Raw genomic sequence first — 14,794 nt, 5'->3', positions numbered from 1 at the left:
CGTCCCCGCACCCGCACGCTGGATTTTCCTTTCGCCAGGCATCACCAGGCATCACCAGGACGAAGGGAAAACGTGGAGAACTTCTTTCGTCGGCGTGTGCTCGCGCCCGCCGTCACCACCCTCGTCGCGGCGTTCTCGGGGTCCGTGAGCACCGCTCCCGCCCAGGCCGCGACGCCTGACCGGTACGTGGCCCTCGGGGACTCCTACTCCTCGGGCAGTGGAGCGGGAAGCAGCGATCTCGACGCCGACTGCGCCCGCAGCACCTATTCCTACCCCTCTCTCGTCGCCAGTCAGCGGCCCGGCACCGAGCTCACCCTCGCCGCGTGTGGCGGGGCGGTCACCTCGGACGTGACCGACTCACAGGTGAACGCCCTCACCCCGGAGACGAAGTACGTCACCATCACCATCGGCGGAAACGACATCGGGTTCGGCGACCTGGTGCGCAGTTGCACGCTTTCCGACTGCACGTCCACGGTCGACACCTCGAACGCACGGATCACCGGCGAGCTTCCGGCGAAGCTCGACACCACGTTCGCGGCCATCAGGTCGAAGGCGCCGTCCGCCACCGTCGTCGTGCTCGGATATCCACGGCCGTTCGCGGACCGTACGTGCTCCGCGGCGCCCGGGGTGACCGTTGCGAAGCAGGCCGCCCTCAACAACCTGGTGGACAACCTCGACGCAGTCCTGGCGGACCGGGCCCAGGCCGCCGGGTTCGTCTACGGGAACCCGAATCCCGCCTGGGCCGGGCACGATGTATGCGCCAGCACGCCTTTCACCAACGGCCTGGTGATTTCGGCCCTCGGCGAGTCCTACCACCCCACCCGTGCGGGTTACGCCAACGGCTACACCCCACTGGTCCGTTCCCTCATCGGCTGAGCACATCCGCAGCGTCGCCGCCGCCCGGAGCCCGGCATACCAGACATTTACTGCCACTCCACATCAAGTTAAGAATTCGGCCGGATCGGTCACCACCGAAACACCACTGCGGGCGGCCGTCGATTTACCCTCACCCACTACTTCACCCTGGTTTTCTTTGACCACATTCCTTACACTCGGAACACTGGCAACGCGACCATTTCCCATGGCCAGCAGATATTCGGACGGCGTGTCGGCGCATCGACACGCCTCATTTCGTCCGCATGCAAAGGGAGCCTGCGATGGAATCGCGTCATGTTGCGCACGAGGACCATGAGGACCACGTGGCCGAATTCGGGCCGGCGGCGGAGCCCGCGGCAGCCCCGCGGGCCAGGAAGACGTCGCGCCGGTCGGTGCTCGCCGCCGCGGCGGCCGGCCTCGCGGGTTGGACACCGCTGTCCCGGATCTCCGCCGCCGCCGCAGCGACCCCGACCCCGCCGGACTTCCCCGCCGCGATACCGCTTTACCGGCAGGCCTACGAGAACTGGTCCGGCGAGATCGCCGTCGATGACGTGTGGACCGCGGCACCGGCCTCCCCGGCGGACGTCGTCACCATCGCCAACTGGGCCCATGCCAACGGCTACCGCATCCGCGCCCGGGGCAGCGGCCACAACTGGTCGCCGCTGATCCTGCCCGCCGGCTCGCAGGGAGCCGGTGTCGTCCTCGTGGACACCACCGAGCATCTCACCGCCGTCACCGTCGCCGCCGGTTCCCCCGCCACTGTGCGCACCCAGACCGGTGTGACCATGGAAACCCTGCTCACCCGGCTGGAGACCGCCGGCTACGGCCTGACCGCCACCCCCGCGCCCGGAGATCTGACCGTCGGCGGCGTGCTGGCCATCGGTGGCCATGGCACAGCCATTCCGGCCACCGGCGAGACCCCGGTGCCGGGCACGACCTACGGCTCGCTGAGCAATCTGATCGTCTCGTTCACCGCGGTCGTCTGGGATTCGTCGGCGAACGCGTACGCGCTGCGCACCTTCAGCCGCTCCGAGGCGGCGTCGAAGGCGTTCCTCACCCACCTTGGCCGGGCGTTCCTCACCGAGGTCGTGCTGCAGGTCGGGGCCAACCAGCGGTTACGCTGCCAGAGCTGGTTCGACATCCCGTGGACGCAGCTGTTCGCCGCTCCCGGCTCCGGGGCGACGCGGACGTTCGCCAGCTACGCGGAGAGCGCCGGCCGGGTCGAGGCCATCTGGTTCCCGTTCACCGACAATCCGTGGCTCAAGGTCTGGAGCCGCAGCCCGTCGAAGCCGTTCTTCTCCCGCCAGGTCAACAGCCCTTACAACTACGGGTTCTCCGACAGTCTGCCGAAGCAGGCCACCGACCTGATCGCGCAGATCATCGGTGGAAACGGGTCACTCACGCCGACGTTCGGGCAGACCCAGATCGCGCTCGTCGGCACCGGCCTCATCACGACCGCGACCTATGACATCTGGGGCTGGTCGAAGAACCTGCTGTTGTACGTGCGCCCGACGACGCTGCGGGTCACCGCGAACGGCTACGCCGTTCTCACCAGCCGCGCGAACATACAGCGGGTGGTCAACGAGTTCTGCACGTACTACCGGTCCCGGCTCACGGCCTACCAGGATCAGGGGCGTTATCCCATGAACGGCCCGGTGGAGATCCGGGTCACCGGGCTGGACGCCACCGGCGATGTCGGGGTCACCTCGGCCGGTTCACCACAGCTGTCCGCGGTCCGGCCACGGGCGGACCACTCCGACTGGGATGTGGCCGTCTGGCTCGACATTCTCACGGTGCCCGGCACGCCCTACTCAAACCAGTTCTTCCGCGAGGTGGAGGCCTGGATCTTCGGCAACTTCAGCGGGAACTACGCCGCCGTGCGCCCCGAATGGTCGAAGGGCTGGGCCTACACCACCGCGGCCGCCTGGGCCGACGGCCCGACGATCGGCACGACCATCCCCAACGCCTACCGCGCCGGCCAGCCCGCCACCGACAACTGGGACACCGCCCGCAGCACGCTCAACTCCTGCGACCCACACCGCATCTTCACCAGCCCCCTGCTCGACGGCCTCCTCCCATAGCGGGAAGGCGCCAGCCGTGCGGTCCGGCGTCGGCCGCATGGTGCGGCGTACTCAGCCGTGCGGTGCGACGAACAGGGTGTGCAGCGTCTGGCCGAACGTTCCTTTCACGTCTCCGAGCACGGTCGTGGTGGTGCCGCCGCCGGCGTTGTCGACCATGGTCGTCGCGCGCATGCTGATCCACTCGCCCTCGGGCTGGCGCAGCAGGCTGGCGACGAGGTCGACGTTCGTGAACAGGTGGGTGCGGGGGTCGAGCACGGCGCTCACCCCGCTGCCCGCGTCGGCGAGGAGCATCGTCAGCTGGGTCGGGCTGATGGTCTCCCCGGCCACCAGCGGGACCTGCGGACGAGCCCAGACCGTGCACGGGCCGGGTTCGACGACGTGCCCGTCCACGGGACGCCAGTCCACGGCGGCGATGTAGCCGCGGGCGAGGAACCGGGCGATGTCACTGTCCGGGATGGCCGAAGGCACCGTCTCGGGTGCCGGCAGGGGCTCGAGCTGGGTGAGGCCGAGATCCGGCACGGTTCCCGGGGCGACCCGTCGCCACCAGGCCTGGGCGCTCGCCCAGGTCCGCTTGCCATCGCCCACCTCGGCCCGCAGCAGCGCCACCTTCCGGCCGGGCCGAACCACTGCCGCCCTGACCTGGACGTCCCCGACGGGGACGGGTGCCAGGAAGTCGACCGCGATCCTGGCCAGGTGGCCGCCCACCAGGCCGGCCTCGTCCGCTGCCTGTTCGAGGGCCCGGGTGAGCACGGCGCTGGTCGCCCCGCCGTGTTGCTGCCGATCCGACCAGGGGCCATGGCTCGTGGGGGTCGCGCGCAGGACCGCCGCGCCCGCGGAGTCAGCGCCGGCTCCGGCTCCGGCTCCGGCGGGCAGCGTGCCGACGGGGAGGAAGAAGGCCTGGTCCGACGTGTTCACGGATCACCTCGATGGCCACGTCCGTCCGATGAGGACGAAGCAGGTTCTAGGACAGTTGTCCTAGAGCTTGCCGAGGACGCTTGTCCTAGTCAAGCTGGAATGGCGCCACTGCGCCGCGGGGCACCCGCGAGAGGCGACGGATCGTCGGCGTCGGCCGGGGCCCAGCCAGCCACACGCTCGCGGACCGGAGAGGCCGGAGAGGACGGAACGGATGGCAGACCGCACGGGGCAGCCGGTCGGCAGCGGCGGCGCACCTCCCGCCGGCCGCCGGGACACCAGGGCGCGAATGGTCGTGGCGGCGGCGGAGCTGTTCCGCGAACGCGGCTACGACGGCACCGGGTGCCGCGATGTCGTGGCCCGCGCCCACGCCGCCCGTGGTGCGATCTACCACCACTTCCCCGGCGGCAAGACCCAGATCGGGGTGGACGCCGCACGGTGGGCTGGCGACCGGGTCGCGCAGCACATCGAGGCCGCCTGCGCCGACGCCGCGCCCGGCGACGCCGTCCGCGCCGTGCTCGACCTCGCCGAGCAGATCCTGATCGGCGGCGGTGGGCCGGCCGGGTGCCCGGTGGCCGCGGTCGCCCTGAGCGCCGAGGACACCGACGGCACGCTGCGCGCTGTCGCCAACGACGCCTTCGACCGGTGGCGGGCGGCGATCGCCGGCTGCCTCACCAGCTATGGGGTCGACACCGCACGCGCAGCCCGCTTCGCCGCGATGACCGTGGCGGCGGTCGAGGGCGCGGTCCTGCTCTGCCGGGCCGCCGGCGGCATCGAGCCCTACCGGGACGTGCGCGCAGGCATCCTCGATCACCTCGACCACCTGCTCGGCACGGTTACTCCGAGCGCCGCCCCGTAGCTCGGCGAATCGCCGAGCGGTGCCAGAGAGCGACGAACTCCGATAACTGGCATTTCCCGATCGACATGGTGAAATTTTCACCAGAGGGATTGCGCCCTGTTGATCAACGGCGAAAGCTCGTCGACATGGACTACCGAGTACTTGGCCGCACCGGCGTGCGGGTCTCCCCACTCTGCCTGGGCGCGATGATGTTCGGCGCCTGGGGCAACCAGGACCACGACGACTCCGCAAAGATCATCCACCGGGCGCTCGACGCCGGGGTCAACTTCATCGACACCGCCGACATCTACTCGAACGGCGAGTCGGAGCAGATCGTCGGCAAGGCACTCGCCGGCCGCCGCGACGACGTGGTGCTCGCGACCAAGCTGTTCATGCCGATGGGGCCGGACACCAACCAGCGCGGGCTGTCGCGGCGCTGGATCGTCACCGAGGTGGAGAACAGCCTGCGGCGCCTCGGCACCGACTGGATCGACCTCTACCAGGTGCACCGCCCCGACCCGTCGACCGACATCGACGAGACGCTCAGCGCGCTGACCGACCTGGTCCGGGCCGGCAAGATCCGCTACTTCGGCAGTTCGACGTTCCCCGCGCACGAGGTCGTCGAGGCGCAGTGGGTCGCCGAGCGCCGCAACCGCGAGCGGTTCGTCACCGAGCAGCCGCCGTACTCGCTGCTGGTGCGCGGCATCGAGGCCGACCTGCTGCCGGTGGCGCAGCGGTACGGGCTCGGGGTGCTGCCGTGGAGCCCGCTCGCCGGCGGCTTCCTCTCCGGGCGCTACACCCGCGACGGCGGTGAGGTCACGAGCACGCGGACAGCGCGGGTGCCGGGCCGGTTCGATCTGTCCGTCCCGGCGAACCAGCGCAAGGTCGAGGCCGCGATCGCCTTCGGGGACCTCGCCGCCGAGGTCGGCATCAGCCTGATCGAGCTGGCGCTGGCGTTCGTGCTGCGCCATCCGGCGGTGACCTCGGCGATCATCGGCCCGCGCACGATGGATCACCTGGAAAGCCAGCTCACCGCCGCCGACATCACCCTGGACACCGCGACCCTGGACCGGATCGACGAGATCGTCCCGCCCGGCGTCAACGTCAACCCGGAGGACGCCGGCTACGTCCCGCCGGCCCTCGCCGACTCCGCGCTGCGCCGCCGCTGACCGTCACCGTCGGCCGGAGTCGCTGACCGACACCGAGGTGACCGACACCGAGCCGCGTCGCGGCTGACGAGCGACGCCCGCCGGCATAGCGACACCCGCCGGCATGCAGTACTCCTGCCGGGGCGGACAGCGGTGGTACCGGTGTCCCCCGGCAGGACGCGGGCGGTCATTCGCGCCCCGCGTGCCACACCCGCACCCCGCGTTCCCCTCCCGCACGCCGCACCCGCACCCGTGCCCGCACGCCGCACCCGCACCCGTGCCCGCGCGCCGTGCCCGCACCGGGGCCGCGTGTTCGCCGGCCGTCCTCGTGGCACGCGGATCCGCGCGAACCGCGGCGGCGGATACGGGGGGCGGACCTTGTGCGGGAGCACAAAGGTGCCTGCCTTTCGCACCCGGACGCGACCGTGCGTACGCCAAAGATCTGTGCGTCCGCCAAAAACAGTAAAGCGCTCTCGGGCCGGGAGGCCCGGTCCGCCGGAAGACCTGAAACCCGTTCCACACCAGGGGCGGGTTCATGGCGCAAAGTCTCGATGTCCGCCCGGCCGGGCCATGTCGACACCGCCGGTGCAGATACCATCTCGGCCCCCTGGGCGGGTGTTGCGGGCCGCTGGAGGCGACCGGGACCTCCTGTCGGAGGCACCCTCGGCGAGTTCCAACACCTGGGTATTCGTCGCGCGCGACCGACACGTTGACGCCCACGTCAAAAGTTGGGAGCATGTGCCCACCTTCGCCCCGGACAATGTTCAGCCAATCTGAATGCGGGCTTGTGAGACCGGCCGGTCCCCCACAGGTATGTATTTCTCATGCTCCATGGTGCGGCGGTTCCGACGACTTTGAGGAGAGGTATATGCAGCACACGGTGGCCCCCGGCGGCCGGCCGACACAGAGAGGGGCGCGGCGGCGGTTGGTGCGGGCGGGCTTAGCCGCCCCGTTAGCCGCGCTCCTGTTCGTCGCCGCCTGCGGCTCGGACGAGGAGACCACGCCCAGCCCGGCGGACGCGAGCGCGGCCGCGGGCGCGCTCGGCCCGGTCGACAAGGCCGCGGGCGAGCCCGTCAAGATCGGCATCGTCTCGGACGGCAAGTCCGCCGGCATCGACAACTCCGTGCAGTTCGCCGTCGCTGACGCCACCGCCAAGTACCTGAACGAGCACCGCGGGGGCATCGGCGGCCGGCCCGTCGAGGTGGTGACCTGCGAGACCCAGGCGGACCCGGCCAAGGGCACCGACTGCGGCAACCAGCTGGTCGAGAAGAACGTCGTCGCGGTCGCGGTCGGCGAGTCCGCCGTCGCCGAGGCTGTCTGGAAGCCGTTGTCCGACGCGGACATCCCGACGATGTTCTTCGGCGCCGGCAGCCCGTCGATCCTGTCCGACCCCACGAGCTTCACCGTGGGCGACCCGAACTTCGCGGTGCTGAACCTGCCCATCAGCCTGGCGAAGGACGAGGGCATCAAGAAGGTCACGACGGTGGTCATCGACGTGCCGGCCGCGCTGCACAGCGCGGAGGAGGTCGCACCCGGCCTGATGAAGAAGGCGGGTCTCGAGTACCAGCTGATCCGCATCGCTCCGGGCACCGCCGACATGACGCCGCAGATGCAGAGCGTCGTGAGCAACGAGTCCGGGCTGGTGTTCATCATCGGCAACGACTCGTTCTGCATCAGCGCGATCAACGGTCTGCGGTCCGTCGGGTACGACGGCAAGGTCAGCGCCATCTCGCAGTGCATCACCGACGCCACCCGCAAGGCGGTGCCGGGAGACGCGCTGGAGGGGATGACCATCGGTGCCTCCGTCCCGGTCGGCGGAGACGATCCGTCCAGCCTTCTCTACAACTCGGTGGTCGATACCTACGGGAAGGACATCGAGCCCGACTCGTCCGCGGGCCGGGGCATGTTCGTGACGTTCGCCGGCCTCGCGGCGTCCCTCGAGGACATCACCGGTGAGATCACCCCGGCGACGGTCACCGCGGCCATCAAGGCGATGCCGGAGAAGGAACTGCCGGGCGCCGGCGGGCTGAAGTTCCAGTGCGGCGGCAAGGCCTACCCGGAGACCCCGGCCGCCTGTGTGAAGGGTGGGCTGACGACCGAGCTCGACGGCAAGGGTGAGCCGACGGCGTACACGGTGCGAGGAAACTCCTAGATCTCGAACCGATGAGATGATCCAGCAAACGAACCGGTCGTCGAGGTGCCCCCTCGACGGCCGGTTCGACCGCTCCGTCAGGCGTTGACACGTGGGCGGGGCCGTACCAGCCTGACGGCTCGCAGAACTGATCCGGAAGATGCCGGGAGATCGTGATGGAACATATAGGTTCGCTGCTTCTCGGCCTGGGAAACGGCGGGGTGTACGCGGCGTTGGGCCTGGCCCTCGTGCTCACCTATCGGAGCTCGGGAGTCATCAACTTCGCGACCGGAGCCGTGGCGCTCTACGTCGCCTACTCCTACGCCTTCTTACGTGACGGGCAGCTGCTCGTCCTGTTACCCGGCCTGCCCGAGTCGGTCGACATCGGCGGATCCTGGCCGCTGGCCCCGGCGGCCGCGCTCTCCCTGCTGCTCGGGGCCCTGCTGGGCGCGATCCTGTACCTGGCGGTCTTCCGGCCGTTGCGTGAGGCACCCCCACTCGCCCGGGCGGTGGCCTCCCTCGGCGTCCTGGTCGTCATCCAGTCGACGATGGCGATCCGGCTCGGTACCTCTCCCGTCAGCGTCAGCGCGATCTTCCCCGCGGAGCGATGGGAGTTCGGCGACGCGAAGCTCCTGTCGGACCGCTTCTACCTGGTCGTCGCCGTGGTGGTCCTGACCCTGGTGCTGACCGCGGTCTACCGCTTCACCCGGTTCGGCCTGCTCACCAGGGCGGTCGCGGAGTCCCAGACCGGCGCCTACGTCAGCGGCGTCTCACCGGACCGGATCGCCCTGTTCAACTGGATGATCAGCGGGGTGACCGCCGGTGCCGCCGGCATCCTCATCGCGCCGCTGAGCCCACTGTCCCCGACCACGTACACGCTGTTCGTCGTGCCGGCGCTGGCCGCCGCCGTGGTCGGCGGGTTCAAGAACCTCATCCCGACGGTCGCGGCCGGCATCGTGATCGGCATGCTCCAGGCCGAAGCCCAGTCCCTGGTCTCCGAGGACGTCTCCTGGCTGCCGAAGACCGGCTCGTCGGAACTCATCCCGCTGGTCGTCATCCTGGTCGCACTGCTGATCACCGGACGGGGCCTGACGGTCCGCGGCGGCCTGCTCCGCCAGCCGCTGGGCCGGGCGCCCCGGCCGCGGTCCCTGACGCTGCCGACACTGTCCGGCACCGCCCTCGGTGTGCTCGGCCTGCTGGTCACCACCGGAACCTGGCGGGCCGCGGTCATCGGCACCTTCATCGCCGCGATCATCGGCCTGTCGCTCGTCGTCGTGACGGGCTACGCCGGCCAGGTCTCGCTCGCCCAGCTGGCGCTCGCCGGCAGTGCCGCGTTCACGCTGAGCGGCCTGACCCAGAGCTGGCACGTCCCGTTCCCGTTCGCACCGCTGCTCGCGGCCCTCGCGGCCACCGTCCTCGGTGTGGTGATCGGTCTGCCCGCCCTGCGACTCAAAGGCCTGACGCTCGGCATCGTCACCCTCGCGCTGGCCTACACGATCGAGGCCGTGTGGTTCCGTAACACCGACATCGTCGACAGCGACGGCGCCCAGGTCACCCAGCCGAAGCTGTTCGGCCTCGACCTCAGCGTCGGCACCGGCCACGCCTTCCCACGCCTTCCCTTCGGCCTGCTGTGCCTGGCCGTGCTGGTCGCGGTGGCCTTCGGCGTCGCCAAGCTCCGGACCAGCGCGCTCGGCTCGGCCATGCTCGCCGTCCGCGCCAACGAGCAGTCCGCCGCCGGCATCGGGATCAACGTCGTCGCGGTCAAGGTCGCCAGCTTCGCGATCGCGTCGTTCATCGCCGGCCTCGGCGGCAGCCTGCTGGCCTACCGGCTCAACACCGTCACCTTCGCCTCGTTCACCGCGCTCGGTGGGCTCTCCCTGCTCTCCACCGCCTACCTCGCCGGAGTCACCTCCGTCTACGGCGGCATCCTCGCCGGTGTGATGGCCTCGACCGGCATCACCTTCATCGCGATGGACCGCTGGGTCCACCTCGGTGACTGGTTCCCCGTCATCACCGGCGTCCTCCTGCTCGTCGCCCTCATCGGCCACCCCGAAGGATTCGCCAGCGGCGGTCACGACCTCGCCGACCGGCTGGATCGACTACGCCGCCGCCGCTTCGGCCACAGCCCTGCGAAGCAGGCCGCGGCGCCGGCAGCGGGCGAACTGAGCACACCGGCTGAAACGGCCGAGCCCTCCGCCGAGACGGTGGTGCTGGCGGGGCTGGCCAAGCCCGGCACGGCCGTGGAGGCCGACCCGGCGAAGCCGACCGCGCAGGTGGCGCCGGCAGGCCTGGTGCTCGAGGTCGACGGGCTGACCGTCCGCTACGGCGGTGTGACGGCGGTGTCCGAGGTCTCGCTGCGGGTGAGCGCCGGCCAGATCGTCGGCCTCATCGGGCCGAACGGCGCGGGCAAGACCAGCGTGATCGACGCGACGACCGGTTTCACCCGGGCCGACGGCACTGTCAGGCTCGCCGGCACCCAGATCGAGGGGCTGCCCACGCACAGCCGGGTGCGCCGCGGCCTGGCCCGCACGTTCCAGTCCCTGGAGCTCTACGACGACCTCACCGTCGAGGAGAACGTCAGCGCGGCCCTGTTCGGCGCCAGCGGCGACGAACGCCACCGTGCCCTGGCCTCCGCGCTCGACCTGGTCGGGCTGGCCGACCGGGCCGGCCGGCACGCCGGCGAGCTCAGCCAGGGCGAACGGCAGCTGGTCTCGATCGCCCGGGCGTGCGCCACCGGGCCTAAGGCCCTGCTCCTGGACGAACCCGCCGCCGGCCTGGACACCACCGAGTCGGTCTGGCTCGGTGAACGCATCCGCTCCATCAGCGCCACCGGAGTCGGCGTGATCCTCGTGGACCACGACGTCTCGCTCGTGCTGTCCGTCTGCGACTACATCTACGTCCTCGACTTCGGCAAGGTCATCGCCGAGGGAGACCCGGCCGCGATCCGCGCGAACCGTGCCGTCGCCGACGCCTACCTCGGCTCCGTGCACGACGCCCTGGCCGACGAGCCCCCGGCGACGGAGGCGGCACCGGCCGACCCGGCACCTGCGGCCGACCCGGTGGCACCGACCGATCTGGCGCCACCGGCCGACCCGGCGCCACCGGCGGACCCGACAGCACCGGACCCGGCAACACCAGTGGACGCGACGGCACCCGCCGCCCCCGCGACGCCCCAGGACCCGGCGGCACCGGAGATCGCCGAGCCGCTGACGGCGTCCGCGGCAGCCGCCGCGGCCACGACCACCTCTGCGACCGTGACGACCTCTTCGGCGGTGACGAAGTGAGCACCCGGCTGGAATGCACCGACCTCAGCGGCGGCCGCGGCAGCGCCACCGCGTTCCGCAACGTCGATCTCACCGTCGAGGAAGGCAGCGTGCTGGCCCTGCTAGGGCCGAACGGCGCCGGCAAGACCACGCTGCTGCTGACCCTGGCCGGCCTGCTGCCGGCCCAGGGCGGCACCATCAGCGTGGACGGCACCCGGCTGCGCAACGGCCGGCCCGCCGCCGCGAACGCGGCCGGCGTGGTTCTCGTCCCCGACAACCGCGCTCTGTTCACCACCCTGACCGTCGAGGAGAACATCCGGGTCGCGGCCCGGCGCAACGGCCCGAAGCCGAAGAGCCTTCTCGAGACCTTCCCGGCGCTCGAGAAGCGGTGGAACCTGCCCGCGGGGGCCCTCTCCGGCGGTGAGCAGCAGATGCTGGTGATGGCGCGAGCCCTGGTCCAGCAACCCCGGGTGCTGCTCATCGACGAACTCAGCATGGGTCTCGCGCCCCTGATCGTCGAGGATCTGTTCAAGACCGTCAGCGCCATCGCCGCCGACCACAAATGCGCGGTGATCCTGGTCGAGCAGCACGTCAACCTGGCCCTCGAGGTCGCCGACAGCGCCGCCGTGCTCAACCGCGGCCGCATCGTGCTGCGGGGGGCGGCCGAGGAACTGGCCGCCTCCCCCGAGCTCCTGGAAGGCGCCTACCTCGGCATCCACCAGGAGGAGGTCGCGGGAGCCTCCGCGTCCTGACGCACGGTCGCGGCGTCCGCCGGCTTCCCGGTCCTGCTGGCCGGGGAGCCGGCTACCCGCGAGATCGTTGTTCGGGCGCCGGCGCGGAGGCACCGGCCGCGTCCGCGGAGGTTCGCGTGACGGTGTGGGCGGGCGACGTCCGGGCCGTCGCTACGACCGCGAGCGCGTCGGTGCCGGCGTCGTGCACCTCGACGGTGCCGACGTCGCCGCGGACCTCGGCCCGCGCCACCGCCGGGCCGCGGCGCACCGGGCGAAGGTACTGCAGGCTCAGCGAGGTCAGATACGACCCGGGTGCCGCTGACAGCACCGCCTCCTCGACGGCGAGCGGCAGGATGCCGCCGTTGAGCGTCCCCGAGGCGTTCACGACGTCGTCGGTGAACGGCAGGGACGCCACCCCCGCCCCGACCCGCCGGCAGCCAAGCCGCTGAGCGTACGGCTGTGCCAGCTCCCCACTCGTCGTGGCGAACAGGTCGAGGGGGCGCATGCCCGGCGGCATCAGCAGCATCGGGTCCGGCGCGACCATGAACAGCGCCGTCCCGACGCCCAGGGGACGGCCGGTGTCGTCGGCGAACTCGATGGCGGTCACGAGCACGGCCCGCCCGGCCTTCACCACCCGGCCGGTCGCGTGCACCATGCTCACCGGCCCCGCCGCGCCCACCGACCCCGCCGCGCCCGCCGGCCCCTCGGCACGCGCTGGCGGCAGTGAGACCGGCACCGGCTGGAACAGGTGGACGTCAAGTGCGAGCGTCACCGGGACGCGGGGCCCGAGCTCGCGCACCGCCAGCAGGCCCAGCTGGGTGTCGGCCAGCGCGCAGAGCGCGCAGATCCGCATCGCGGTGGTACCGGGCACCGCCAGGTTCGCCACCGCGGGCATGGTCGCCTTCAGGACCGAGCCCTGCTCCTCTATCAGGATCCCGAGGTCCGCCAGTGCCGACGAGCGCGGAGCCGTCGCCTCGGCTCCGGTCAGGCCGGGCGCCGTCATGCGCCGGCCGCGGTGAACGTGCACCGGCCGCGCTCCAGGACGGGCATTCCGTCCGCGCTGGTCCGGAAGGTGGCCGAGGTGGCCGGGCCGCCGTCGGCATCGGGGCCGTCGACCCAGATGTCGATCGTGAGCGCCTGGCCGGGGAGGACGGGCCGGCTGAAGCGGCCGTACATGGAGCGGAGCCGGCTCGAGTCGGAGCCGCAGAGCGTGCGCAGCAGAGCCCGGCAGGTGAATCCGTAGGTGCACAGGCCGTGCAGGATGGGCCGGTCGTAGCCGCGGCCGGCCGCGAACACCGGATCGGAGTGCAGCGGGTTGCGGTCACCCGAGAGCCGGTAGAGCAGGGCCTGGTTGGGCAGGGTCTGGTAGGTCACCGAGTGATCCGGCGCCCGCCCGGGCGGCGCATCCGGCGTGACAGGCACAGCCGGTGCGGCCGGCACCGCGGCGGTCGTCCGGGTGCCGAAGCCGCCGGCGCCGCGGATGAAGACCCCGGTGCGGGTGCGCACGACGGCGGTGCCCGACTCGGGATCACTGGCCGTCGTCTCGGTCACCACGAGGGCGCCGGACCGCTTGTCGAGGATGTCGACGATCCGCCCGGTGAGCAGCACCCGCCCGTCCGGTCGCAGCGGCCCGAACCACTCGATGCGCTGTTCGCCGTGCACGACCATTCCCGGGTCGTGCGGCCCGACCACGCCCAGGTCCAGCGGGCCCTCCGCGGTGAACAGCAGCGCGAAGGTCGGCAGCACCCGCGGTTCCACGCCGGCGGAGTTCTCCGTGGTGAACGCGAGCTCCTCGCCGGGGTCGGGGTACCCGGCGCCCACACCGACCGCGTAGAGCATGGTGTCCCTGGCGGACCAGCTCCGTTCCACCGGGCCGGCGACTGTTCCGATCGCGTCGAGGTTCACCTGCGGTCAGCGCACCTTCGCGATGACCGACTCGCCGAACGCGGCGAGTGTCTCCGGCTGCGCGAAGTCGCAGAACCAGGTGTAGGAGCGCTCGATCCCGCGTTCGGAAAGCGTGCCGAAATGCTCGACGAGCTGCTCTGCGTCGCCCACGACCACACCGGTCCGGCCGAAGCGCCGCCGCGCCAGCTCCGCCACCGCCGCGCGCTGGTCCTCCGACGGGACGAAGGCGACCCGCTCCTGGATCGACACCCGGGCCCGCCCGGCGCGTGGGCGCATCTCGTCGAGCTTGTCGAGGATCCCGATGTGGACGTTCCACCAGTCCGCGTGCGCGGCGACCAGCTCCATCGTCTTCGGGCCGGCGCCCCCGATCTGGATCGGGATGCTTCCCAGCGGCGTCGGCGCCTGCCGGGCACCGCGCAGCTGGAAGAACTCCCCGTCGTAGTCGACCGGTTCACCGGTCCACAGCGCCCGCAGGATCTCCAGCGTCTCGCGCAGCCGCCGCACCCGCAGCCGGCCCTCGGGCAGCGCCAGGCCGTAGGAGGTGATCTCGCGGGGAACCGAGCCCGTCCCGAGGCCGAGTTCGTAACGCCCGCGTGAGAGGTGGTCGAGTGACACGGACTCCTGGGCGAGCAGCGCCGGGTTGCGGAAGACGTCGCACAGCACCAGCGATCCGACGGTCAGCCGGGTCGTGTGTGCCGCCAGCCAGGTGTTCGTGACGGACGCGGAGAACATCGGCTGGCCCTCCGCGAGCGGTGGCGCCATGTGGTCCATCCCGGCGATGCCGTCGAAGCCGGCGGCTTCGGCCGCCTGGGCGCGTTCGACCAGCTGCGCGGGACTTAACCGCATCTGCGGTAGGTACAGGTGGAACTGCACAGGAAACCCCTCTCCGTTGCCCGTCGCCGACCGATG

The 14,794-nt window shown here is 71.3% G+C and carries 11 protein-coding genes; 7 read left to right on the top strand and 4 right to left on the bottom strand.

The genetic code is table 11. The features are described from left to right. The first annotated feature begins 72 nt into the window (after positions 1–72). Positions 73–876: an SGNH/GDSL hydrolase family protein gene (locus AWX74_RS40045; protein WP_165615666.1), complete on the top strand. Its 804-nt coding sequence runs from the start codon at positions 73–75 to the stop codon at positions 874–876. Positions 877–1,157: 281 nt separating this feature from the next. Continuing rightward, positions 1,158–2,957: a cholesterol oxidase substrate-binding domain-containing protein gene (locus tag AWX74_RS17240; protein WP_091277830.1), complete on the top strand. Its 1,800-nt coding sequence runs from the start codon at positions 1,158–1,160 to the stop codon at positions 2,955–2,957. 51 nt (positions 2,958–3,008) lie between these two features. On the opposite strand, the gene AWX74_RS17235 is transcribed toward AWX74_RS17240, so the two are convergent. Further along, positions 3,009–3,872: a thioesterase family protein gene (locus AWX74_RS17235; protein WP_091277828.1), complete on the bottom strand. Its 864-nt coding sequence runs from the start codon at positions 3,870–3,872 to the stop codon at positions 3,009–3,011. Positions 3,873–4,083: 211 nt separating this feature from the next. Between AWX74_RS17235 and AWX74_RS17230 the strand changes: the two genes are divergently transcribed. The 5 genes from AWX74_RS17230 to AWX74_RS17210 all read left to right on the top strand — a co-directional run bounded on the left by AWX74_RS17230 (position 4,084) and on the right by AWX74_RS17210 (position 12,001). Beyond that, entirely contained in the window at positions 4,084–4,728 is a 645-nt protein-coding gene (locus AWX74_RS17230; RefSeq protein ID WP_091277826.1) for a TetR/AcrR family transcriptional regulator, read from the top strand. Between the two features lie 125 nt (positions 4,729–4,853). Beyond that, entirely contained in the window at positions 4,854–5,876 is a 1,023-nt protein-coding gene (locus AWX74_RS17225) for an aldo/keto reductase (protein ID WP_091277824.1), read from the top strand. 847 nt (positions 5,877–6,723) lie between these two features. Beyond that, entirely contained in the window at positions 6,724–8,007 is a 1,284-nt protein-coding gene (locus tag AWX74_RS17220; RefSeq protein WP_091277822.1) for an ABC transporter substrate-binding protein, read from the top strand. Between the two features lie 155 nt (positions 8,008–8,162). Further along, on the top strand, positions 8,163–11,270 hold the full coding sequence (locus tag AWX74_RS17215) for a branched-chain amino acid ABC transporter permease/ATP-binding protein (RefSeq protein WP_091277820.1): 3,108 nt from the start codon (positions 8,163–8,165) through the stop codon (positions 11,268–11,270). Beyond that, on the top strand, positions 11,267–12,001 hold the full coding sequence (locus tag AWX74_RS17210; RefSeq protein WP_091277818.1) for an ABC transporter ATP-binding protein: 735 nt from the start codon (positions 11,267–11,269) through the stop codon (positions 11,999–12,001). Before AWX74_RS17215 ends, AWX74_RS17210 begins: the two co-directional genes overlap by 4 nt. 52 nt (positions 12,002–12,053) lie before the next feature. On the opposite strand, the gene AWX74_RS17205 is transcribed toward AWX74_RS17210, so the two are convergent. The 3 genes from AWX74_RS17205 to AWX74_RS17195 are packed head-to-tail and all read right to left on the bottom strand — an operon-like array spanning position 12,054 to position 14,731. Next, on the bottom strand, positions 12,054–13,007 hold the full coding sequence (locus tag AWX74_RS17205) for a PaaI family thioesterase (protein WP_091277816.1): 954 nt from the start codon (positions 13,005–13,007) through the stop codon (positions 12,054–12,056). Next, a complete protein-coding gene (locus tag AWX74_RS17200; RefSeq protein WP_207550348.1) occupies positions 12,980–13,885 on the bottom strand; it encodes a MaoC/PaaZ C-terminal domain-containing protein in 906 nt (301 codons plus the stop codon). The genes AWX74_RS17205 and AWX74_RS17200 overlap by 28 nt, the downstream gene beginning before the upstream one ends. Positions 13,886–13,891: 6 nt before the next feature. Then, complete coding sequence (locus AWX74_RS17195) at positions 13,892–14,731, bottom strand: LLM class flavin-dependent oxidoreductase (RefSeq protein ID WP_242666280.1); 840 nt, start codon at positions 14,729–14,731, stop codon at positions 13,892–13,894. Positions 14,732–14,794: the final 63 nt, after the last annotated feature.

The organism is Parafrankia irregularis (assembly GCF_001536285.1).
Taxonomy (GTDB): Bacteria; Actinomycetota; Actinomycetes; order Frankiales; family Frankiaceae; genus Parafrankia; species Parafrankia irregularis.
Note: the sequence above shows the minus strand (reverse complement) of the source record. Positions and strands in the feature narration are given on the sequence as shown.